At 74.5% G+C, this 22,384-nt stretch carries 15 protein-coding genes, 2 pseudogenes and 1 riboswitch; of the genes and pseudogenes, 9 read left to right on the forward strand and 8 right to left on the reverse strand.

Features of this window, described 5'->3' with window-relative positions; translation table 11 throughout:
• Window positions 1-5 precede the first annotated feature (5 nt).
• Together PS467_RS04500 and PS467_RS04505 are read right to left on the reverse strand one after the other, a co-directional pair.
• The gene (locus PS467_RS04500) at window positions 6-1,214 is read right to left on the reverse strand and encodes an FAD-dependent monooxygenase (protein ID WP_311034094.1); all 1,209 of its coding nucleotides are present in this window, start codon (window positions 1,212-1,214) and stop codon (window positions 6-8) included.
• Between the two features lie 190 nt (window positions 1,215-1,404).
• Window positions 1,405-2,271 (reverse strand): Fpg/Nei family DNA glycosylase, encoded by an 867-nt coding sequence (locus tag PS467_RS04505; RefSeq protein WP_311034095.1) that lies wholly within the window; start codon window positions 2,269-2,271, stop codon window positions 1,405-1,407.
• Between the two features lie 159 nt (window positions 2,272-2,430).
• Between PS467_RS04505 and PS467_RS04510 the strand changes: the two genes are divergently transcribed.
• From PS467_RS04510 to PS467_RS04525, 4 genes and pseudogenes are all read left to right on the forward strand, one after another.
• Complete coding sequence (locus tag PS467_RS04510) at window positions 2,431-3,897, forward strand: catalase family protein (protein ID WP_311034096.1); 1,467 nt, start codon at window positions 2,431-2,433, stop codon at window positions 3,895-3,897.
• Between the two features lie 147 nt (window positions 3,898-4,044).
• Window positions 4,045-5,097, forward strand: a pseudogene (locus tag PS467_RS04515) (LacI family DNA-binding transcriptional regulator).
• A 173-nt stretch (window positions 5,098-5,270) separates the two neighbouring features.
• Window positions 5,271-6,722 carry a lipase maturation factor family protein gene (locus tag PS467_RS04520; RefSeq protein ID WP_311034097.1) on the forward strand — a complete coding sequence of 484 codons (1,452 nt, stop codon included), beginning with the start codon at window positions 5,271-5,273 and terminating at the stop codon, window positions 6,720-6,722.
• 189 nt (window positions 6,723-6,911) lie between these two features.
• Window positions 6,912-7,037 carry a hypothetical protein gene (locus PS467_RS04525; RefSeq protein ID WP_311034098.1) on the forward strand — a complete coding sequence of 42 codons (126 nt, stop codon included), beginning with the start codon at window positions 6,912-6,914 and terminating at the stop codon, window positions 7,035-7,037.
• Window positions 7,038-7,085: 48 nt separating this feature from the next.
• Here the strand turns inward: PS467_RS04525 and PS467_RS04530 are convergent, their stop codons facing one another.
• Window positions 7,086-8,084, reverse strand: a complete 999-nt coding sequence (locus tag PS467_RS04530; RefSeq protein WP_311034099.1) for a cation diffusion facilitator family transporter — start codon at window positions 8,082-8,084, stop codon at window positions 7,086-7,088.
• A gap of 285 nt (window positions 8,085-8,369) precedes the next feature.
• Here PS467_RS04530 and PS467_RS04535 point away from each other — a divergent pair, with 285 nt between their 5' ends.
• A complete protein-coding gene (locus PS467_RS04535) occupies window positions 8,370-8,624 on the forward strand; it encodes a hypothetical protein (protein ID WP_311034100.1) in 255 nt (84 codons plus the stop codon).
• Window positions 8,625-8,766: 142 nt separating this feature from the next.
• On the opposite strand, the gene cobN is transcribed toward PS467_RS04535, so the two are convergent.
• A complete protein-coding gene (gene cobN, locus PS467_RS04540; protein ID WP_311034101.1) occupies window positions 8,767-12,396 on the reverse strand; it encodes a cobaltochelatase subunit CobN in 3,630 nt (1,209 codons plus the stop codon).
• Between the two features lie 53 nt (window positions 12,397-12,449).
• Window positions 12,450-12,536: riboswitch (cobalamin riboswitch) on the reverse strand.
• Window positions 12,537-12,667: 131 nt separating this feature from the next.
• Here cobN and PS467_RS04545 point away from each other — a divergent pair.
• The 3 genes from PS467_RS04545 to PS467_RS04555 are packed head-to-tail and all read left to right on the forward strand — an operon-like array spanning window position 12,668 to window position 16,526.
• Window positions 12,668-14,392, forward strand: a complete 1,725-nt coding sequence (locus tag PS467_RS04545; RefSeq protein WP_432280538.1) for a ferredoxin-like domain-containing protein — start codon at window positions 12,668-12,670, stop codon at window positions 14,390-14,392.
• The gene (locus PS467_RS04550; RefSeq protein ID WP_311034103.1) at window positions 14,389-15,030 is read left to right on the forward strand and encodes a precorrin-8X methylmutase; all 642 of its coding nucleotides are present in this window, start codon (window positions 14,389-14,391) and stop codon (window positions 15,028-15,030) included. Before PS467_RS04545 ends, PS467_RS04550 begins: the two co-directional genes overlap by 4 nt.
• The gene (locus PS467_RS04555; protein ID WP_311034104.1) at window positions 15,027-16,526 is read left to right on the forward strand and encodes a precorrin-2 C(20)-methyltransferase; all 1,500 of its coding nucleotides are present in this window, start codon (window positions 15,027-15,029) and stop codon (window positions 16,524-16,526) included. The genes PS467_RS04550 and PS467_RS04555 overlap by 4 nt, the downstream gene beginning before the upstream one ends.
• 17 nt (window positions 16,527-16,543) lie before the next feature.
• Here the strand turns inward: PS467_RS04555 and PS467_RS04560 are convergent, their stop codons facing one another.
• On the reverse strand, window positions 16,544-17,302 hold the full coding sequence (locus tag PS467_RS04560; RefSeq protein ID WP_311034105.1) for a cobalt-precorrin-6A reductase: 759 nt from the start codon (window positions 17,300-17,302) through the stop codon (window positions 16,544-16,546).
• A 53-nt stretch (window positions 17,303-17,355) separates the two neighbouring features.
• On the opposite strand from PS467_RS04560, the gene PS467_RS04565 reads away from it, so the two are divergent.
• Complete coding sequence (locus tag PS467_RS04565) at window positions 17,356-18,504, forward strand: cobalt-precorrin-5B (C(1))-methyltransferase (protein ID WP_311034106.1); 1,149 nt, start codon at window positions 17,356-17,358, stop codon at window positions 18,502-18,504.
• Window positions 18,505-18,982: 478 nt separating this feature from the next.
• On the opposite strand, the gene cobM is transcribed toward PS467_RS04565, so the two are convergent.
• The 3 genes and pseudogenes from cobM to PS467_RS04580 form a co-directional block, all read right to left on the reverse strand.
• Window positions 18,983-19,753: a precorrin-4 C(11)-methyltransferase gene (gene cobM, locus PS467_RS04570; RefSeq protein ID WP_311034107.1), complete on the reverse strand. Its 771-nt coding sequence runs from the start codon at window positions 19,751-19,753 to the stop codon at window positions 18,983-18,985.
• Between the two features lie 491 nt (window positions 19,754-20,244).
• Window positions 20,245-21,474, reverse strand: a pseudogene (cbiE, locus tag PS467_RS04575) (precorrin-6y C5,15-methyltransferase (decarboxylating) subunit CbiE); the annotation flags it as partial.
• A 57-nt stretch (window positions 21,475-21,531) separates the two neighbouring features.
• Window positions 21,532-22,365 (reverse strand): acyltransferase, encoded by an 834-nt coding sequence (locus tag PS467_RS04580; RefSeq protein ID WP_311034108.1) that lies wholly within the window; start codon window positions 22,363-22,365, stop codon window positions 21,532-21,534.
• Between the last annotated feature and the right edge of the window lie 19 nt (window positions 22,366-22,384).

Raw genomic sequence — 22,384 nt, forward strand, 5'->3', positions numbered from 1 at the left:
GGGGATCAGCGGCGCGGGCGGGCCGTGGGCCGGTCGACCGGTTCGTCCCAGTCGATGCGGTAGCCGGTCAGCCAGTCCGGGGCCCCACCGCCGGACCGGTCGAGCTTGCGCGGCATGGTGACATCGCGCAGGGCCCGCGCCATGGGCCCCGGCGTCCGGCGGGCCATGCCCGCGCCGGCCGCGGCGACCTTCTCGACCCGCTGCCGGCGCAGCGCCTCGTACGCGGCGAAGGCCGAGCGGGGCGTGCGCAGATCGCGCAGGCATTTGGCGAGCACCACACCGTCCTCGATGGCCATCGACGCGCCCTGCGCGGCGTTGGGCGCGCAGGCGTGCGCGGCGTCGCCGACGATGACCATGCCCTCCTCGGACCAGGTGGGGGTGGAGACGAGGTCGTAGGCGGCGGTGGCCACGATGGAGTCACCGGTGGCGCGGACCAGGTCGGCGGCGGGGGTGTGGTCCTCGGCGAAGAGCGTCAGCAGCCGCTCCCGCCACTGCTCGGGGGTGACGGCGGCCAGCTCGGCCTTGGACATCTCCTCGGCCGGGGCGTTGCAGAACCACCAGACCTCACCGTCCGGGGCGGTGGTGCAGCCGAAGAACGCCTGCTTGCCGAAGATCATGGTGTAGGTGTCCGGGTCCGGGGGCGAGTCGGCGTCGCGGGTGTAGCCGCAGACGGTGTGCCGGCCGGTGTAGCGGGGCCGGGGCGCCCCCGCGTCGATGACCCGGCGGATGCGCGAGCGGATGCCGTCGGCGCCGATCAGCACGTCGCCCACGGCGCGGCCGCCGTCCGCGAAGGAGCCGACGATCCGGCCGTCGGGGCCGGTATGGGCGGCGAGCAGCCGCTTGCCGTACTCGATGCGCACTCCGCGGCGCACCGCCTCCTCGCGCAGCACCCGGGCGAGCGTGGCGCGTTTGAGTGTCACGGAGCCGAGGCCACCGTCCTGCGAACCGGACATGGGCCGGTCGCCGAGCCGCTTGCCGGTGTTGCTGATGAAGCCGACGCGGCCGGCCGGGAAGGAGTTCTCCAGCACGGGTCCGTGGGCGTCGATGGTGCGCAGTGCCTCCAGGCCGTTGGCGGCGACGACGAGGAACGCGCCCGCGTCGGCGGCGTCCGCTGGGTAGGCCTCGTAGACGACCGCGTCGATCCCGGCTTTCCGCAGGGCCATCGCGGTCACCGTGCCGGCGATGCCGCCACCGATGATCAGGGCTGTGGTCATGGTGCTCCGTGACGTGGCGTGGGGTGTCGTGTCGTGGGATTGCGACAGCACCATATGGCGGGGCCGGGCTCCCGGGGTCAAGAGCGGGGAATCAACTGACCGGTGGCAGGGTCCGGTTGACACGGCGGTGGTTTCCCGCTGTCGGTGCCCGCTGTGTGAAACTGCCGGTGCCCGCTGTGTGAACAGCCCGCTATTTGAGGAGCCGGGAGAGCCGACGGTCGGCGAGCGGCTTGCCGCCGGTCTGGCAGGTGGGGCAGTACTGCAACGAGGAGTCGCGGAAGGACACCTCGCGGACGGTGTCCCCGCACACCGGACACGGCTCTCCGGTGCGCCCGTGCACCCGCATCCCGCCACGCTTCTCACCCTTGAGGTCGGTGGCGGCCAGACCCGCCGACCGCTCGACGGCGGAGCGCAGTGTGGTGCCCATCGCCTCGTACACTCCGGCGATCTCCTCCTCGGTGAGGTCCGAGGCCAGCCGGTAGGGCGACATCCGGGCGGCGTGCAGGATCTCGTCGGAGTAGGCGTTGCCGATGCCCGCGATGACGCTCTGGTCGCGGAGCACCCCCTTGATCCGGTGGCGTGCGCCGCGCAGCAGCCCGGCGAACGTCTCCAGGGTGAAGGAGTCGTCGAGCGGGTCCGGGCCCAGCCGGGCGATCCCGGGAACCTCTCGGGGGTCGCGGACCACGTACACCGCGAGCCCCTTGCGCGTCCCGGCCTCGGTGAGGTCGAAGCCGGAGCGCTCCGGGCCGGCCAGGAGCAGCCGCAGCGCGAGCGGGCCCTTGCCGGGGCGGGGCGGGGCCTCGGGCAGCCCGTCCCGCCAGCGCAGCCAGCCCGCCTTGGCGAGGTGGACCACCAGATGGGGGCCGTCGGTGGCCAGGTCGAGGAACTTGCCGTGGCGGGCCGCCGCCGTGACGGTGCGGCCCTCGAGCGCGCTCGGCGGCGGGTCGTAGGTCTTCAGGACGCTCACCGCGACGGGGAGGACACGGGCGATCTCCCGGCCGGCGGCACGCTCGGCCAGGATCGCGGTGAGGGCCTCCACCTCGGGCAGCTCCGGCATGCCACCAGTGTGCCGCAGGGCCGGACGCGAAACCTTCGGCCGCTCCTCGGAAGGCCGGTTACCACTGGCGCACCGCTCCGGGCTGCGGCACCGCGCGCCCTCCCTTACGGTCGCACGTGTCCCCTCTCATCCCGTCTGCCCCTGTACGGAGCGTTCCCCATGGCCGACACCCGACAGCAGTCCGTTCTCGACGAGGCGACACGCGGCGGTGCGACACGCGGCGGTGCGACAGGACACGGGGCGACGGGCGGGACGTACGCGCCGGGCGGGACGTACGAGGGTTATGAGGCGTACGAGGGCGGCAGCCCCGAGGCCGAGCGGCGCCGCTTCGAGAAGCTGGTGCGCGAGCTGTTGCGGGTGCAGGGGCCGGCCCCTGGCGGTCCGGGCGGCTCGGGCGGCCCGCGGCTGCCGCGCGCCGTGCCCGCCGAGGCGGCCCTGGGCGTGGAGAACGCCCGGCTGCGGTTCCGTGACGACCTTCCGCCGGAGCTGTGCGTGGGATACGTCCGGCCGGGCGCCGAGTACCCGGCCGTGGTGCGGCTGTCCACCGCGAGCGGCGCCGAGCGGCACGACGCCTCGCCCTATCTGCGCAGGATGGCGGTGCGGGTGCAGGCCGGTCCCGAGGAGATCCACGATCTGCTGACCACCAGCTTCCCGGTGGCCCACGCCGCCGACGCACGCGAGTTCATCGCCTTCGCCAAGGTCACGGCGGGCGCCGGGAGCACGGTGGAGAAGGCGTTCGGACTCTTCGTCCGGCTGCCGCTGGCGGTGGGCTGGGCGACCGCCGACCGGATGCGCCGCAACGTGCGGATCGCCACCCGCCATACGGTGGGTTCGCTGGCCCGTGAAACCTTCTGGAGCCGGGGCGCGATCCTGTGGGGCCCGGCCGGTCCGGTGCGGTACCAGCTGCGTCCGGCGCCCGGCGGCATGCCCGCTCCGCCGCCCGACCGCGGCGACCCCGACTATCTCCACCGCGAGCTGGCGATGCGGCTGTCCACCGGCGACATCGCCTTCGAGCTGTGTGTGCAGCGCTATCTGGACGACCGCCGCACCCCGGTCGAGGACGGTTCGGTGGAGTGGCGGGAGAGCGACGCGCCGGTCGTCCCGGTCGCGATGCTCACCGTGCCGCGCCAGGACCTGGACAGCGCCCGGTCCCGGTCCGTGGCCCGCCGGGTCGAGCGGCTGGCGTTCAACACCTGGCACACCACCGAGGAGTTCCGGCCGCTGGGCAACCTCAACCGGGCCCGCAAGGCCGCGTACGAGGCCGCCGCGGCACACCGCCCCGAACCGCGCCCGCACACGGCCGAACCGCGGCGCGACGCGCTGCTGTGCGCACCGGTGCGCGCGGCCCTCGGCCTGGTCGACCGCTGTGTGCCCTGGCACCGGCTGCCGGCCCCGCTGGGGCTGCTCAACCCGGCCGCGCTGGGCCGGACACTGCGCCGGCTGGGCCTCGTCGGCGCGGATGTGCCCGAGGAGCCGCTCGTCGGCGCGGACGTGCCCGACGTCATCGGCGTGGACGTGCCCGACAAGGCGCTCGTCGGCGCGGACGCAGCCGAGGAGCCGCCGCGCCCCGGTCCCGCCTCCGCCCCGGCCGGGGAGCGGCGGCCCGGCACGGCGGCCGCCCGCTGACCGTGCCGGGGCCGGGCGGGGACACGTGTCCGGAGGACGGCGGCCGCCCCCTGACCGCTCCCCGGGCGGGCCGCGCCCGACTGGACCGGTTTACCGACGCGCTATCGTGTGGCGGTTCACACGGGACGGACGGCGGGGAGCGGTGGCATGGACAGCGAGGCCGGGACGGATCCGCCGCGGCGCGTGACCATCAGGGACGTGGCGGCGCGGGCGGGGGTGTCCAAGGGCGCGGTGTCCCTCGCCTTCAACGACCGCCCCGGGGTCTCCCGGGCCACCCGGGACCGCATCTTCGCCGCCGCCCGGGAGCTGGGCTGGTCGCCCCATCTCTCCGCCCGGTCGCTGTCCAACTCCCGTGTGGAGGTGGTCGGTCTGGCCATCGCCCGCCCGGCCCGGATGCTGGGTCTCGAGCCGTGGTCCATGGAGTTCGTCTCGGGCATAGAGAGCGTGCTGGCCGAGCGGTCCTGCTCGCTGCTGCTGCGGCTGGTGCGGGATGTGCGGGAGGAGATCACGGTCCAGGAGGCGTAGTGGCGGGGGCGGCAGGTCGGCGGGTCCATCCTGGTGGACCTGCGGGACGGCGATCCGCGTGTCCCCGCGCTGCGGCGGCTGGGCCTGCCCGCCGTGGTGGCCGGACACCCGTCGCTCGCGGACGGGTTCACCTCGGTGTGGACGGACGACGCCACGGCGGTCACCGAGGCGGTGCGCTATCTGGTGGCCCTGGGCCACCGCCGGATCGCCCGGGTGGGCGGCGCCCCCGGTCTCGGGCACACCACGATCCGCACGGCCGCCTTCGAGACCGCCGTACGGGAGGCGGGGCTGGGCGAGGGGCGCACGGTGGCCACCGACTTCTCGGGCGAGGAGGGGGCGCGGGCCACCCGTGCCCTGCTGGCCTCGGCGGACCGGCCCACCGCGGTCCTCTACGACAACGACATCATGGCGGTGGCGGGACTTTCGGTGGCGGCCGAGATGGGGCTCTCGGTGCCGGCCGATGTCTCGCTGCTGGCCTGGGACGACTCCCAGCTGTGCCAGTTGACGCACCCCACGCTGTCGGCGATGAGCCATGACGTCTTCGGCTACGGGGCGCAGGTGGCCCGTAGCCTCTTCGACGTCCTGGACCGGGCGGCCCCCCGCGCCCACCAGGCCCCCACCCCGGCCCTCACCCCCCGGGGCAGCACAGCCCCGCCGCGCCGCCGGGAGCCGTGACCCCCGTCGGGCGACCCGGGGAGCGGGCCGGGATGTGAACCGGTTCAGTCCCGGCGGCAGGCCCTCGTCTCATGGACTCCGGCCACCGTATGACCCGGTGCGTGGCGGGCACCCGACGCGGGTGGTACGGATACAGGCAGGCCGAAGGCAGACAGGCTCAGGGAGCGGCCCCCATGGAGTGGTTCACCTCACCCGACTACTGGCTGAGCCGACTCGTCTTCCAACGGGGGCTGGCCGCCATCTATCTGGTCGCCTTCTGGGCGGCGGCCCGGCAGGGCCGGGCCCTGCTCGGCGAACAGGGGCTGACCCCGGTGCCGCGCTTCCTCGCCCGGGTGCCGTTCCGGCGGTCGCCCAGCCTGTTCCATCTGCACTACTCCGACCGGTTCTTCGTCTGCTGCGCCTGGCTGGGGGCCGCCCTGTCGGCCGCGCTGCTGGCGGGGGCCGGGGACCAGGTGCCACTGGCGGTGGCGATGGTGGCGTGGCTGGTGCTGTGGCTGCTGTATCTGTCGATCGTCAACGTGGGGCAGGTGTGGTACGGCTTCGGCTGGGAGTCGCTGCTGCTGGAGTCGGGCTTCCTCGCCGTCTTCCTGGGCAATGAGCACACCGCGCCGCCCGTGCTCATCCTGTGGCTGCTGCGCTGGCTGCTGTTCCGGGTGGAGTTCGGCGCCGGGCTGATCAAGATCCGTGGGGACCGCTGCTGGCGCGACCTGACCTGCCTCTACTACCACCATGAGACCCAGCCGATGCCGGGGCCGCTGAGCTGGTTCTTCCACCATCTGCCGAAACCGCTGCACCGGGTGGAGGTGGCGGCCAACCATGGGGCGCAGCTGATCGTGCCCGTGCTGCTGTTCACCCCGCAGCCGGTCGCGAGCGTGGCCGCCGGCATCATCGTGGTCACCCAGCTGTGGCTGGTCGCCTCCGGGAACTTCTCCTGGCTCAACTGGCTGACGATCCTGCTGGCGCTCCCGGCGGTCGACGGGCGCCGCGCCGCCGAGGTGCTGGGGCTGCCCCGGCCGCCGGCCCCCGCCGCGCCCCCGGTCTGGTACGAGGCGGTGGTGCTGGCCGCCACCGCGCTGGTGCTGGTGCTCAGCTACTGGCCGGCCCGCAATCTGCTCTCGGGCCGCCAGCTGATGAACTACTCGTTCAATCCGCTGCACCTGGTCAACACCTACGGGGCCTTCGGCAGCGTCAACCGCAGCCGGCAGGAGGTGGTGATCCAGGGCACCGACGATCCGGTCCTCACCCCGCACACGGTCTGGAAGGACTACGAGTTCCGGGGCAAGCCGGGCGATGTGCGCCGGATGCCGCGCCAGTACGCCCCGTACCATCTGCGGCTGGACTGGATGATGTGGTTCGCGGGGATCTCGTCCGCCTACGCCGGGTCCTGGTTCACCCCGTTGATCGGCAAGCTGCTGGTCAACGACCGGGCGACGGTGAAGCTGCTGCGGGCCACCCCCTTCCCGGGGACGCCGCCCACCCATCTGCGCGCGCGGCTGTATCTCTACCGCTTCACCACGCCTGAGGAGCGGCGGGCCACCGGGGCCTGGTGGCACCGGACCCTGCTGGGCGAGTACCTGCCGCCGGTCAGGCTGGAGGAGACGGAACAGTCGGAGCGCCCGGCCTGACGCCCGACGCGCGGGGCGCGGTGGAGCACGCCACGGGCGGCGGCCCCAGGACCTCGCCCTCCGTTCACCTGGATCTCACCTGGACTCCCCCGGCCGCTTTCCGAGGCCGTCCACCCTCCTCAATGGAAGCGGATGTCTGGATTCCGCATCGAGCATCGACTATCGAGTTCCCCAGTGAGGTACCACCCCATGGCCGAGATCCTGACGACCGTCCTGGGCAGGCTGGCCCGTATCGCCCTCGAGGCGCTGGTCGCCCATGTCACCAAGAAGGTCCTGACCGCCGTCTTCGCCCCGGCCGCCCCGGCCGCCGCCTGAGGCGACGGCCGAAGGGCGCGCGGGATCGCCCCCGCCGTCCCACGCCCCTCAGCGGTCCCGAGGGGCGGCCCGGTGCACCGGGCCGTGGGCGGTCAGACAGTGCTCCCCGTCCTCCCGCCCCCGTGGGGCCAGGTCGTCCAGATGGTCGACCTGGAGCGTGGTGTGAGTGATCCCGTACTCCTCGCGCAGCACCGCTTCCAGGTCCTCCCGGACGGCGTGGCAGTCGCCGTCCGCCGCGACCAGGACATGGGCGGAGAGCGAGACCTCACCCGAGGTGATCTGCCAGACATGCAGATCGTGCACCTCGGCCACCCGTCCGTGGGCGACCATCCGGCCGCCCACCTCATCGGGCTCGACACCGGCGGGGGCGGCCTCCAGCAGCACCCGTCCGGAGGCCCGCAGCAGGTCCACGCCCGCCTTGACCATGAGGACGACCACCACCAGACCGGCGATCGCGTCGGCCCGTGCGAAGCCCGTCGTCAGCACCACCAGTCCGGCGATGGCGGTGGCGACGAAGGCGTAGAGATCGTTGAGCACATGCTGGAAGGCGCCCTCGACATTGAGCGAGGCGCGGTTCGCCCGCGACATGCACCACGCGGCCGCGAGATTCACCACCACACCGGCCAGCGCGGTGGTCAGCACCAGACCACCGGTCACCTCGGGCGGATCGATCAGCCGCGCCACCCCCTCATAGCCGAGATAGGCGCCGAGCAGCAGCAGGGAAAGGCCATTGGCCTGGGCGGAAAGAATTTCCGACCGTTTGAGCCCATAGGTGTATCCGCCACGTGCGGGGCGCGCCGAGAGCCGGATGGCGATGAGCGCGAGAACGATCGAGGCGGCGTCGGTGAGCATATGGGCCGCGTCGGACAGCAGCGCCACCGAACCGGCGATGATCCCGACCACGACCTCGATCACCATGAAACCGCTGATCAGCGCGAGGGCGATGGACAACCACCGGCGGTCGGCGTGCTCCGCCACCCCGTGCGTGTGGCCGCTGTGCCCAAGTCCGCCGTGCCCCTCGCCGGGTCCGTGCGTATGCGCTCCCACCCGCTCCTCCTCGGATCGTCTTCGGCCCAGCGCAATTGAAACAGCCTCGGGTGGAATTCACCAAAGGCTGCAATGGACACGGTTATCAATAAACTCTGGCGAATGGCTTTCATGAACGCGGCAACGCTTTTCATTTCCGGGTACGGAATGGGTGCCCGGCCGGTCACACGGGCGGGGCCACCACGGAGTCGCTGACATGTGCGACACCACGCCGATGCGGGTGAGACCGGCATGCGGAAGGTGACCCGGCGGGGCACGGCGCGTTGTCGGAATATGACGACGACGATGCGACGCCGTTCTCTCTCGCAGCCGAGCAGAGCGCTGGACCGGAGCACCGAAGGCGACGGAACGGTTCATCAGACCGTTCACACCTCCACATCCGTACCGATCTACGCCGCGCTGGTCGAGCGCTGGGCATCCGCGGGGCGGGCGGTCCCCGGGCGCTACGACCGCGAGTGGGCCGAACTGGTCAGCTGTCCCGCCTGGCCGGACCGGGTCCGTGCGGCGGCCCGCCCGGCGGGACGGCCGTCCGCCGACTGAGCCACCGCCCGTCCGCCGACCGAGCCACATGCCGTCTCACCGCCCGTCCGCCGACTGAGCCACGTGCCGCCTCACCGGCCGTCCGCCGCACGGCCACCGACCGGTGCGCCGTACGGCTCATCGCGCGGGGGCGCGGACGCGGCTACTCGTCCCCGCCCTCCAGGCCGCCCTCCGTCTCCAGGTACAGCTCCCGCACCCGCTCCAGCACCTCCGGGTCGGGCTCGGCCCACAGTCCGCGGCTCTCGGCCTCCAGCAGCCGTTCGGCCATGCCGTGCAGCGCCCAGGGGTTGGCCTGCTCCAGGAAGGACCGGTTCTCCGGGTCGAGCAGATAGGTCTGGGCGAGCTTGTCGTACATCCAGTCGGCCACCACACCCGTGGTCGCGTCGTAGCCGAAGAGGTAGTCGACGGTCGCGGCGAGCTCGAAGGCGCCCTTGTAGCCGTGACGGCGCATCGCCTCGATCCAGCGCGGGTTGACCACCCGGGCGCGGAAGACCCGTGAGGTCTCCTCGTGGAGGGTGCGGGTGCGGACCGTCTCGGGGCGGGTGGAGTCGCCGATGTACGCGGCGGGAGCGGTGCCCTTGAGCGCGCGCACGGTGGCCACCATGCCGCCGTGGTACTGGAAGTAGTCGTCGGAGTCGGCGATGTCGTGCTCGCGGGTGTCGGTGTTCTTGGCCGCGACCGCGATCCGGCGGTAGGCGCTCTCCATCTCGGCCCGCGCCGGGCGCCCCTCGAGACCACGGCCGTAGGCGTAGCCGCCCCAGACCGTGTAGACCTCGGCGAGGTCGGCGTCGGTGCGCCAGTCCCGGCTGTCGATGAGCTGGAGCAGTCCGGCGCCGTAGGTACCGGGCCGGGAGCCGAAGATCCGGGTGGTGGCGCGCCGCTCGTCACCGTGTTCGGCGAGGTCGGCGCGGGTGTGCGCCCGTACGTAGTTGTCCTCGTCGGTCTCGTCGAGGGAGGCGGCGAGCCGTACGGCGTCGTCGAGCAGTCCCACGACGTGCGGGAAGGCGTCCCGGAAGAACCCGCTGATGCGCAGGGTGACATCGACGCGCGGACGGCCCAGCTGGTCGAGCGGTACGGGTTCGAGTCCCGTTACGCGTCGCGAGGCGTCGTCCCACACCGGGCGGACGCCCAGCAGCGCCAGCGCCTCGGCCACGTCGTCGCCGGAGGTGCGCATCGCGCTCGTCCCCCACAGCGACAGGCCCACCGACATCGGCCACTGGCCGTCGTTGTCGGCGCGGTAGCGCTCCAGGAGCGAGTCGGCGAGCGCCTGGCCGGTCTCCCAGGCCAGCCGACTGGGCACGGCCTTGGGGTCCACGGAGTAGAAGTTGCGGCCGGTCGGCAGGACGTTGACCAGCCCGCGCAGCGGTGAGCCGGACGGGCCCGCGGGGACGAATCCGCCGGCCAGGGCGTGGACGGCGTGGTCGATCTCGTCCGTCGTGGCGGCCAGCCGGGGCACGACCTCGCGGGCGGCGAAGCCCAGCACGGCGGAGACGGCGGGGCGCTGCTCCACGGGCAGCGTGAGCACGGCCTTCTCGGCGGCCTCCGGCTCCCATCCGGCGTCCTCCATCGCCTGGACCAGCGCGCGGGCCCGCTCCTCTGCCTCGTCGGCGCCGGTGCGGGTGGCGGCCGACTCGTCGAGGCCGAGCGCCTCGCGCAGGCCGGGGAGGGCGGTCGTACCGCCCCAGATCTGGCGGGCGCGGAGGATGGCCAGGACGAGGTTGACGCGCTCGGGCCCGGTCGGGGCGGTGCCCAGGACGTGCAGGCCGTCGCGTATCTGGGCGTCCTTGACCTCACACAGCCAGCCGTCGACGTGCAGCAGGAAGTCGTCGAAGCCGTCGTCGTCCGGCCGCTCCTCCAGGCCCAGGTCGTGGTCGAGCCGGGCGGCCTGGATGAGGGTCCAGATCTGGGCGCGGATGGCGGGGAGCTTGGCCGGGTCCATCGAGGAGATGGCGGCGTACTCGTCGAGGAGCTGCTCCAGCCGCGCGATGTCGCCGTAGGAGTCGGCGCGGGCCATCGGCGGGACGAGGTGGTCGACGAGGGTGGCGTGGACACGGCGCTTGGCCTGGGTGCCCTCGCCGGGGTCGTTGACCAGGAAGGGGTAGATCAGCGGCAGATCGCCGAGCGCGGCGTCGGGGCCGCAGGCGGCGGACAGTCCGGCGTTCTTGCCCGGCAGCCACTCCAGGTTGCCGTGTTTGCCCAGGTGGACCATGGCGTCGGCGCCGAAGCCGCCGTCCGCCCGCGGGGTGGCCATCCAGCGGTAGGCGGCCAGGTAGTGGTGCGAGGGCGGCAGATCGGGGTCGTGGTAGATGGCGATGGGATTCTCGCCGAAGCCGCGCGGGGGCTGGATGACGACCAGCAGGTTGCCGCGGCGCAGCGCGGCCAGGACGATCTCGCCCTCGGGATCGCGGCTGGTGTCGACGAACATCTCGCCGGGCGGCGGGCCCCAGTGCTCCTCGACCGCGTCCCGCAGCTCCCGCGGCAGCGTGGCGTACCAGCGGCGGTAGTCGGCGGCCGGGATGCGGACGGGGTTGCGGGCCAGCTGTTCCTCGGTGAGCCACTCCTGGTCGTGGCCGCCCGCCTCGATGAGGGCGTAGATCAGCTCGTCGCCATTGCCGGAGCCCAGGCCCGGGAGCGCGTCCGGCCCGTCCTCGGGGCCGAGGTCATAGCCTTCGGCGCGCAGCCGGCGCAGCAGGGCGACGGCGCTCGCGGGGGTGTCGAGTCCGACGGCGTTGCCGATCCGGGAGTGCTTGGTGGGGTAGGCGGAGAGGACGAGCGCCAGGCGCTTGTCGGCGGCGGGGATATGGCGGAGCCGGGCGTGTCGTACCGCGATCCCGGCGACCCGCGCGGCGCGCTCGGCGTCGGCGACATAGACCGGCAGCCCGTCCTCGTCGACCTCCTTGAACGAGAACGGCACGGTGATGAGCCGCCCGTCGAACTCGGGGACGGCGACCTGGGTCGCGGCGTCCAGCGGCGACAGCCCCTCGTCGTTCTCCTTCCACGCGGCGCGCGGCGAGGTCAGGCACAGCGCCTGGAGCACGGGCACGTCGAGCGCGGCCAGCGCGCCCGCGTCCCACGCCTCGTCGTCACCGCCCGCGGACGCCTCCGCGGGGCGGGTGCCGCCGGCCGCGAGGACGGTGGTGACGACGGCGTCGGCCGCGCCCAGGGCCTCGATCAGCTCGGGTTCGGGGGCCCGCAGCGAGGCGACGAACAGCGGCAGCGGGCGGCCCCCGGCGTCCTCCACGGCCCGGCACAGGGCCTCGACGAAGGCGGTGTTGCCACTCATGTGGTGGGCGCGGTAGTAGAGCACCGCGACGGTCGGGCCGGTGGCGTTCTCGCGGGCGGTGCGCTCCAGCGGGCCCCAGGTGGGCGCGGGCGCCGGCGGTTCGAAGCCGTGGCCGGTGAGCAGCACGGTGTCGGAGAGGAACCGGGCGAGCTGGTCCAGGTTGCCGGGCCCGCCGTGGGCGAGGTAGGCGTGGGCCTCGGCGGCGATGCCGACCGGGACCGTGGACGCCTCCATGAGCTGGGCGTCGGGCGCCTGTTCACCGGTCAGGACGACGACGGGGAGGTCGCCCGCGAGCAGGGTCTCGAGCCCCTCCTGCCAGGCGCGGATGCCGCCGAGGAGCCGGACGACGACGAGTTCCACGCCGTCGAGGAGCCCGGGGAGGTCGTCGAGGGCGAGGCGGGCCGGGTTGGCGAGGCGGTACGGCACCGGGCCCGTGGCGGCACGGGCGCTGAGCAGGTCGGTGTCGGACGTCGACAGCAGCAGAATCATGCGGCGGCAGGCCTTCCTCGGGGTCCGCGCCCCGGGCGGGTTGAAGACGGCGGCAGTTCCTGGCTCGCCCGGCCGCCGCCCTGAGGGCAGCCGCCGCGCTCACAGTGGCGGGACCGCGCCGGATTTCCACCGGCTTCCTGCCGTGAGTGCCGTCTTGTGCGTCCGGCGGGCCGGGATCGACCCGCCGCTGAGCATAGTAGGCGTTGCTGACCTGCCACGGGACGGTGAGTTCCGGCCTGGCCGGGGCGGTGGGCCGGACCGGATCGTCGGTATGCTCGCCGCCATGCCCCTCCCCCCGACAACCACCCCACCAGGGGATGAAACCCCCGTGCGCGGACGCGATGACGCCTGTCCGGGCGCGCTGCGGCTGCACCCGGCGGACGACGGCTCGCTCGCCCGGATCCGGGTGCCGGGCGGTCTGCTGACGATCCGTCAGGCGCGGGCGGTGGGGCGGCTGGCCGAGGAGTTGGGCGACGGCCGGCTGGACATCACCTCACGGGGCAATCTCCAGGTGCGCGGTCTGGAGGCGGGGTGCGGCGCCGAACTGGCGGCCCGGCTGCGGGCGGCCGGCCTGCTCCCCTCGGACCGCCATGACCGGGTGCGCAACGTCGTGGCGTCGCCGCTGTCCGGTCTGGACGGCAGGGGGCACGCGGATGTGGCGGCGTGGGTACGGGAGTTGGACACCGTGCTGTGCGACGACACACCCGCGGGGCACGGGGAATTGTCGGGCTTGTCGGGCCGGTTCCTGTTCGCGCTGGACGACGGGCGGGGCGATGTGGCCGCGTTGGGCGCGGATGTGACATTGATCGCAACGCCGGACGGCGGAGCCGTGTTGCGGGTCGGGGGTCCACTGCCGTGTACGGGTGTGTCGTCGCCGTCGCCGTCGACTGCGGCGACGACACACCCGGACACGGCACCGCGGCGAACGCCGCGTACGGACGGCTCCGACCTGCCCGACGGCGACGCGGGGGCGAGCGCCGGCGACGCGGGCGTGGCGGGCGTCGCCACGGACGGGCCGGTTGCGGGCGGCGATCTCTGGGTGCGGAGCGGGGACGCGCCGCGGGCGGCCGCGCTGGCCGCGGTGGAGTACCTGGCCAAGGCCCGCGAGAGCGGCACCCGAGCGTGGCGGGTACGCGAACTCCCCGCGCGACACGCCGTGACGGCCGACGGTTTGGCCGCGCGACTCGCCGACGCGGGCATCGAGGCCGTACCGGTGGAGCGCGGACCAGCCGGTGCCTCCGCCGCACCCCCCGCCCCCGGGCCGGTCCCCGGCCCGCACGGGCGCCACGCGCTGTCCGTCGTCCTCCCCCTGGGCCGGGTGAGCGCCGCGCAATGGCGGCTGCTCACCGCGCTCGCCTCCCGGGGCGGGGCGGATGAGCTGCGTATGACACCCTGGCGCGGCGTGGTGCTCCCCGGGTTCTCCCCGGCCGACGCGCGCGGTGCCGCGCTGGAACTGTCCGACGCGGGACTGGTGACCGTGCCGGACTCGCCGTGGCTCGGGGTCGGCGCGTGCACGGGACGCCCCGGCTGCGCCAAGTCCCTGGCGGATGTGCGGGCCGACACGGCGCGCATGGTGTCGGGCACGGCGCGGGCGGTCGCGGACGCGGCGCACCCGGCGCACCTGGTCGACGCGGCGCACCGTGTCGCGGGCGCGTCGTCCGGCGGCGGCCGGCCCCGGGGCGACCTGGCCGGGGACGTCCGGACTGACGGCGGCCGGTGCGGGGACGACCGGTGCGGGGACGACCGGTGCGGGGACGGCCGGACCGGGGGCGATCCGCTGCCGACCGGGCCCGGTCCGCTGCCGGTGTACGTCTCCGGCTGTGAACGGCGCTGCGGTCACCCCGGGGGCCGCTATGTGGACGCGCTGGCCACCGGCGACACGGCCTACCGGGTCACCGTACGGGGCGCGGGAGACGACACGCCGGAGGCGGACAGCGTGGATGTGACAGCAGAGCAATTGGCCGGCGCCGTGGCGGCGGCCCGTGGAACGACATGATCGAGGACACCGTGTTCGACTACGAGAAGGACGGGGCGGCCATCTACCGCGCGTCCTTTGCCACCATCCGTGCCGAGGCCGACCTCGGCGGGCTCCCCGCCGACGTCAGCCAGGTGGCGGTGCGGATGATCCACGCCTGCGGCATGGTCGACCTGGTCAAGGACCTCGCGTACACGACCGGGGTGGTCTCCCGCGCCCGCGCCGCGCTGCGGGCCGGCGCGCCCGTGCTCTGTGACGCGCGCATGGTCGCCAGCGGGGTCACCCGCAAGCGGCTGCCCGCCGACAACGAGGTGCTCTGCACGCTCGCGGATCCCGCGGTACCGGAGTTGGCGCGGCGCATGGGCACCACGCGCAGCGCCGCCGCGCTGGAGCTGTGGCGGGACCGGCTGGACGGGGCGGTGGTGGCGGTCGGCAACGCCCCCACGGCGCTCTTCCGGCTGCTGGAGATGATCGACGAAGGCGCGCCGTGGCCGGCGGCCGTGATCGGTGTGCCGGTGGGCTTCATCGGCGCCGCCGAGTCCAAGGAGGCGCTGGCCGGCCATCCGGCGGCGCTCGACCACCTGGTGGTGCACGGCCGGCGCGGCGGCAGCGCCATCGCCGCGGCCGCGATCAACGCGATAGCGAGCGAGGAAGAGTGAGCGAGCAGCAGACCGGCCGGCTCTACGGTGTGGGGCTCGGCCCCGGCGACCCCTCCCTGATGACCGTACGCGCCGTGGAGGTCATCACCGAGGCCGATGTCATCGCGTACCACAGCGCCCGGCACGGCCGCAGCATCGCGCGCTCGATCGCCGAGCGGTACCTGCGGCCCGACCACATCGAGGAGCGGCTGGTCTACCCGGTCACCACGGAGTCCACCGACCACCCGGGCGGCTATCGCGGCGCGCTGGAGGAGTTCTACGCGGACGCGGCCGCCCGGCTCGCCGCGCATCTGGACGCGGGGCGCACGGTCGCGGTGCTCGCGGAGGGCGATCCGCTCTTCTACGGCTCGTACATGCACATGCACAAGCGGCTCGCCGACCGCTACCCCACCGAGGTCGTCCCCGGTGTCACCTCGGTCAGCGCCGCGGCCGCCCGGCTGGGCACACCGCTGGTGGAGGGCGAGGAGGTGCTGACGGTCCTCCCCGGCACGCTGCCGGAGGAGGAGTTGACGGCCCGCCTGGCGACGGCGGACGCGGCGGCGGTGATGAAGCTCGGCCGGACCTTCCCCACGGTGCGGCGGGCGCTGGAGCGGTCGGGGCGGCTCGCGGACGCGCGCTATGTGGAGCGCGCCACGATGGACGCGGAGCGGACCGCCCCGCTGGCCGAGGTCGACCCGGAGTCGGTGCCGTACTTCTCGATGGCGGTGCTGCCCAGCCGGGTGGACGCGCCGCGCGGCGGGTCCGGCGCGGGTGAGGTCGTGGTCGTCGGCCTCGGCCCTGCCGGTCCGCTGTGGCTCACCCCCGAGGCACGGGCCGAACTGGCCGCCGCCGAGGACCTCGTCGGCTACACCACCTATCTGGACCGGGTACCGGTCCGCCCGGGTCAGCGGCGCCACGCCTCCGACAACAAGGTCGAGGCCGTACGCGCCGAATTCGCCCTCGACCTCGCCCGGCGGGGCCGGCGGGTCGCCGTCGTCTCCTCCGGCGACCCGGGCGTGTTCGCCATGGCCACCGCCGTCCTGGAGGCCGCCTGCGAGGACCCCTACCGCGAGGTCCCGGTGCGGATCGTGCCCGGCATGACCGCGGCCCACGCCGCCGCCGCCCGGTCCGGCGCCCCGCTCGGCCACGACTACGCGGTGATCTCCCTCTCCGACCGGCTCAAGCCCTGGGAGGTCATCGCCGAGCGCCTGCGCGCCGCCGCGGCGGCCGACCTGGTGCTCGCCCTCTACAACCCCGGCTCGCGCAGCCGCGTCTGGCAGGTGGGCAAGGCCCGCGAACTCCTGCTGGAGCACCGCGCCCCCGACACCCCCGTGGTCCTGGGCCGCGACATCGGCGGCCCCGGGGAACGCGTACGGATCGTCCGCCTGGCCGACCTCGACCCGGCCGAGGTCGACATGCGCACCATCCTCCTGGTGGGCTCCTCCCAGACCCGCACGTCCCGCCGCGGCGACGGCACGCAGGTCGTCTGGACCCCGCGCCGGTACCCGGAGGCGTAGCCGCCGGGTAACGCGGGTCAGCCCAGGGTCGTCCGCAGCCAGGCGGCGGCTTCGGCGGGGGTTTCGGCCACGGGGACGCCCTCGGGGGCGGGCGGGCGGCGGACGAGGACGACCGGGAGGGCGGCGGCGCGGGCCGCGGTGAGTTTGGGGGCGGTGGCGTGGCCGCCGCTGTCCTTGGTGACCAGGACGTCGATGCGGTGGCGGCGCAGCAGCTCCGTCTCGCCCCCGAGGGTGAACGGGCCGCGGTCCAGGATCACCTCCATGCGGGGCGGGGCCGGCGGCTCGGGGGCGTCGACCGACCGGACCAGGAACCACTGCTCGGTCAGGTGGGCGAAGGTGGCCAGGCCCATCCGTCCCGTGGTGAGGAAGATCCGCTCTCCCAGGTCCGGCAGCAGCCGCGCGGCCTCGGCCAGCGAACCCGCGGAATGCCAGCGGTCGCCCGGACCGGGGACCCAGCCGGGGCGGCGCAGGGCGAGCAGGGGAACATGGACGTCGGCGGCCGCCTGGGCCGCATGGGAACTGATCGTGTCGGCGAAAGGATGGGTGGCGTCGATGAGCGCGTCCACCTGGTGCTCGCGCAGCCAGCGGGCCATGCCCTCGGCGCCCCCGAACCCGCCGATCCGCACCTGCCCCACGGGCAGTCGCGGTGCGGCGACCCGGCCCGCGAGGGAGCTGGTCACGCGCAGGGCGGGGGCGTCGGCGAGTTCCTCGGCGAGGCGGCGCGCCTCGGTGGTGCCGCCGAGGATGAGCACATGGCGCGCCGGTGCGCTGTTCATCGGGTGCCTTTCGTCGTCCGTGCGCCCGTCATCGTATGCGCGGCGGCCGGCCCATGGCTGAGGCGGAGGCCAGGACCGAGGCGGCCGGGGGGCGGGGCGCGCAACTGGAGCGGACGGGGCTGCGGCACGGCTGGACCACCGGGGCGTGCGCGACGGCCGCGACGACGGCCGCGTACACCGCCCTGCTCACGGCGGAGTTCCCCGATCCGGTGACCATCGCACTGCCCAAGGGGCAGCGGCCCGCGTTCGCGCTCGCGGCCGAGGAACTGACGGCGGACCGGGCCATGGCCGCGATCGTCAAGGACGCCGGGGACGATCCGGACGTGACCCACGGAGCGCTGGTCAGGGCCACCGTACGGGCCCTGCCACCCGGCCGCGGCGTGGTCTTCCGGGCCGGTCCGGGCGTCGGCACGGTGACCCGGCCCGGACTGCCGCTCCCGGTGGGCGAACCGGCCATCAACCCCGTGCCGCGCCAGATGATGCGCGACCACATCGCCTCGGTCGCGGCCCGGCACGGCGCAACCGGCGACGTCGAGATCGAGATCTCGGTGGACCACGGCGAGGAGATCGCCCGCTCCACCTGGAACCCGCGACTGGGCATCCTGGGCGGGCTGTCCATCCTCGGCACGACGGGCATCGTCGTGCCCTACTCCTGCTCGGCGTGGATCGACAGCATCCGGCGCGGAGTGGACGTCGCACGCGCGGCGGGCCGCCGCCATGTGGCGGGCTGTACGGGCTCGACGTCCGAGAAGGTGGCGGTGGCCGTGCACGGACTGCCGCAGGACGCGCTGCTGGACATGGGCGACTTCGCGGGGGCGGTGCTGAAGTATCTGCGCCGCCACCCGGTGGACCGGCTGACGGTCGCCGGCGGCTTCGCCAAGCTCTCCAAGCTGGCCGCCGGGCATCTGGACCTGCACTCCTCGCGGTCCCAGGTGGACAAGGGGTTCCTTGCCGAACTGGCCCGCCGTGGCGGGGCGGACGAGGCTCTCGCGGAGGCGGTGGCCACGGCCAACACAGGGCTGGAGACGGTCCAGCTGTGCTCCGCCCACGGCGTGCCCCTCGGCGACCTGGTCGCGACGGCGGCCCGCGACACGGCACTCGGGGTGCTGCGCGGCGCACCGGTGGCGGTGGACGTGATCTGCATCGACCGCGCGGGCACGATCGTGGGCCGTGCGGAGCCGCGGGGTCCGCGAGGCCGCTGAGCGCTGTTCGCGACGCCTGGCGCGGCGCCGGCGCGGCGGGTCGTGCCGATGCGGCGTGTCGTGCCGATGCCGGCGCCGCCGCTTGGGGCGCCATCCGCCGGCGCGGCGGCACACCGACCTGCTGGCTCGGCGACACGCCGACGCAGCGGCCCGCCGACTAGCGGCACACCGACCAGCAACCCGTCGGCGCGAGACAGCCGGGGCGGCGGCACACCGGTGTGGCGGCACGTGGGCACCACGTGATTCGGCTGCCGCCCGTCACCCGTGAGGCGCGGGTGCGGACGGTGCGAACGGGGGAGGCGGCCCGCCGCCACGCCCCGCCATACTGCGCCGGTGCGCCGGCCACGCTGCGGGCCCCGCGCGCCATGCGTCGCACGGGACCGTGCGACGCCGCTGCCGGTGCACTGCGCGGGCGCACCCCGCACGCCGTCGGCGGCGGGTGGCGGCAGGCGGGGGCCCAGCCGCGCCGGGGGCCGGCTCAGACGACGGGCGGGTGGCAGGGCTCGTGCGGGCGCTCGCGCTCCGGGGAGTAGAGGTGGCTGTCGCGGAACTGCTCCGCTCCGAGGGTGCGGCCCACCATGATGACGGCCGTCCGCACCACGCCCGCCGCCTTCACCTGCTCCGCGATGTCGGCCAGCGTGCCGCGCAGCACCAGTTCGTCGGGGCGGCTGGCCATGGCGACCACGGCCGCCGGGCAGTCGGCGCCGTAGTGCGGGAGGAGTTCGTCGACGACGCGATCCACATAGCGGGCGGCGAGATGCAGCACGAGCAGGGCGCGGCTGCGGCCGAGGGTGGCCAGGTCCTCGCCCTCGGGCATGGGCGTGGCCTGCTGGGCGACGCGGGTGAGGACGACGGTCTGGCCGACGGTCGGCACGGTCAGCTCACGCTTCAGCGCCGCGGCAGCGGCAGCGAAGGCCGGGACGCCCGGAACCACCTCGTACGGAATGCCGGCGGCGTCGAGGCGGCGCATCTGCTCGGCCACGGCGCTGAACACCGACGGATCGCCGGAGTGCAGCCGGGCCACGTCATGGCCCGCCCGGTGCGCGGCCACCAGCTCGGCGGTGATCCGGTCGAGGTCGAGCCGGGCGGTGTCGACGAGGCGGGCGTCCGGCGGGCATTCGGCGAGCAGTTCACGCGGCACCAGGCTGCCCGCGTACAGGCACACCTGGCAGCGGGCCAGGGTCCGTGCGCCGCGCACCGTGATCAGATCGGCGGCACCGGGGCCCGCGCCGATGAAGTACACCGTCATCGCGTCTCTCCTTGAGCGGCTTCAGCAGGTGGTACGAGGAGCCGCCGATCGGCGAGTCCGCCGACACCGCCCTCGGCTCCGGCCGAACTCCCCACTGCCGAGGGCCCGGCGGGCTCGCGGGGCTCAGCCGGAACGGCAGGGGCGGCAGGCCCAGCGGGGGCCGCAGACCCGGCGGAAGCGGCGAGCCCAGCAGGCCCGGCCGCAGGCCCGGCGGGGGCGGTGAACCCAGCAGTGACAGCGAGCCCAGCAAGAGCGGCGGCGGCCGCAGACCCAGCAGACCCGGCAGGAGCCGCAGGCCCGGCGGGAGCGGCCGGCCCAGCAGACCCAACCGGGACAGCGAGCCCAGCAAGAGCGCGGGCGGCCACAGGCCCAACAGACCCAGCAGACCCGGCAGGCCCAGCGGGAGCGGCAGAGGCGGCGGCAGCCGCAGGCCCGGCAGGCCCAGCAAGGGCCGCGGACCCGGCAGGCCCGGCGGGCCGGTGGGGGGTGTCCGGGGTGGTGTGCGGCTTTGTGGCGGTCCATTGGGTGACCGGCATCGCCTGGCGCCAGCCGGTGAAGGTGCCGACCGGGGTGGCGTGGGATACGGCGAGGCGGATCAAGTCGCCGCCGTGGCGGCGGTACCAGTCGGCGAGCAGCGCCTCGGACTCCAGGGTCACCGTGTTGGCGACGATCCTGCCGCCCGGCGGCAGCGCGGTCCAGCACGCCTCCAGCACTCCGGGGGCGGTCAGGCCGCCGCCGATGAACACCGCGTCGGGGGTGGGCAGTCCGGCCAGGGCGTCCGGGGCGGCCCCGGTGACCACGGTCACCCCGGGCGCCCCGAGGGCCGCCGCGTTGCGGCCGATGCGCTCGGCGCGCACCGGATCGCGTTCCACCGAGACCGCCCGGCAGGTGCGGTGGGTGCGCGTCCACTCCACGGCAATGGAGCCCGAGCCGCCGCCGACGTCCCACAGCAGCTCCCCGGGGGCGGGGGCGAGCGCGGCGAGCGTCGCGGCCCGCACATGGCGCTTGGTCAGCTGGCCGTCGTGGTCGTACGCCGCGTCGGGCAGTCCCGGCGCGAGCGACAGGCGCGGGGCGCCGGCCGCCGGGGCGCAGTCGACGGCGATGACGTTGAGGGGGTCGCCGGGCGGATGCGGCCACTCCTCGGCCGTCCCCTCCACACAGCGTTCCCGCGCGCTCCCCAGCTGTTCGAGCACCCGCATCCGGCTCGGGCCGAAACCGCGGTCCCCGAGCAGCCGGGCCACCTCGGCGGGGGTGTCGGCGCCCGCGCTGAGCACGAGCAGCCGCCGCCCCGCGTACAGCTCACGGGTCAGCGTGGCCAGTGGCCGGCCGACGAGGCTGACCACCTCGGTCTCCTCCAGCGCCCAGCCGAGCCGGGCACAGGCCAGGGAGACCGACGACGGATGGGGCAGCACCCGCAGCCGTTCGGCGCCCAGCAACTCGGCCAGAGTGCGGCCGACGCCGAAGAACATGGGGTCGCCGCTGGCCAGCACACACACCCGCCGCCCGGTGTGCGCGGCGAACAGCCCGGGAACGGCGGGGCGCAGCGGCGAGGGCCAGGGCACCCGTTCACCGGGGCACTCCGGCGGCAGCAGGCCCAGGTGGCGCCGGCCACCGATGACCACCTCGGCCGTGCGCAACGCCTCGCGGCCCGCGGGACCGAGCCCGTCCCAGCCGTCGGCGCCGATGCCGATGACGGTCACGGGGGGAGGCGGCGGGCTCACGGTGGTCACCTCACGGGTCGGGGACAGTCCCCGAAACTCTACTGACCTACTGACCTGCTACGACGCCCCGGCCCCCGGCTCCCGCTCCAGCCCCTGCGTCTGCGTCTGTGCCTGTTCCCGATCCCGATCCCGGTCCCGTGCTTCATCCTGCTCCTGCTCCTGCTCCAGCTCGGCCAGCGCGAGCAGTTGCTCGACGGTCATGTCCTCGGGGATCGGCACCGGCGCCGGGGTGCGCAGCGGTGGCTGCCAGCCCTCGTCCGGGGCCCAGCGCCGTATGATCCGGGCCGGTGCCCCGGCCACCACGGCGTGGTCGGGCACCTCGCCCCGTACGACCGCGCCTGCCGCGACCACCACATTGCGGCCCAGCCGGGCCCCGGGCAGGATCACCGCGCCCGCGCCCAACCAGCTGCCGGGGCCGATGTGGACGGGCGCGAAGCGCGGCCACTGCCGGCCGATGGGCTGGTCCGGATCGTCGTAGGAGTGGTTGTCGCTGGTCACGTAGACGTACGGACCGCAGAAGACGTCGTTCCCGAACTCCACGGGCACGGAGGCGATCACATGGCTGCCCCGGCCCAGCACCACGCCGTTGCCGATGCGCAGCACGGGGTCGGGGCCGAGGTCCACGCCGGGCATCATGCCGGCGGTGAGGGTCACCTGCTCGCCGATGACGCAGTGCTCGCCGAGTTCGATCCACGGTTCGCCGAAGACGGTGCCCTGGGGGAACGCCAGCCGGGTGCCGGCGCCGATGCGGCGGAAGCGGTACGGGCCGGGGCGCTCGGCCGTCACCGCGCCGGCCCGCTGTACGGCGCGCCATCCGCGGTGGACCAGACGGGAGGTGGCGCGTCCGCGCCAACCCCGCCAGGATGAGAACAGGTTCCCGTTCTTCGGCATTCGCCCACCGTATCGGCCC

It is taken from the genome of Streptomyces luomodiensis, from assembly GCF_031679605.1.
GTDB classification, from domain to species: domain Bacteria; phylum Actinomycetota; class Actinomycetes; order Streptomycetales; family Streptomycetaceae; genus Streptomyces; species Streptomyces luomodiensis.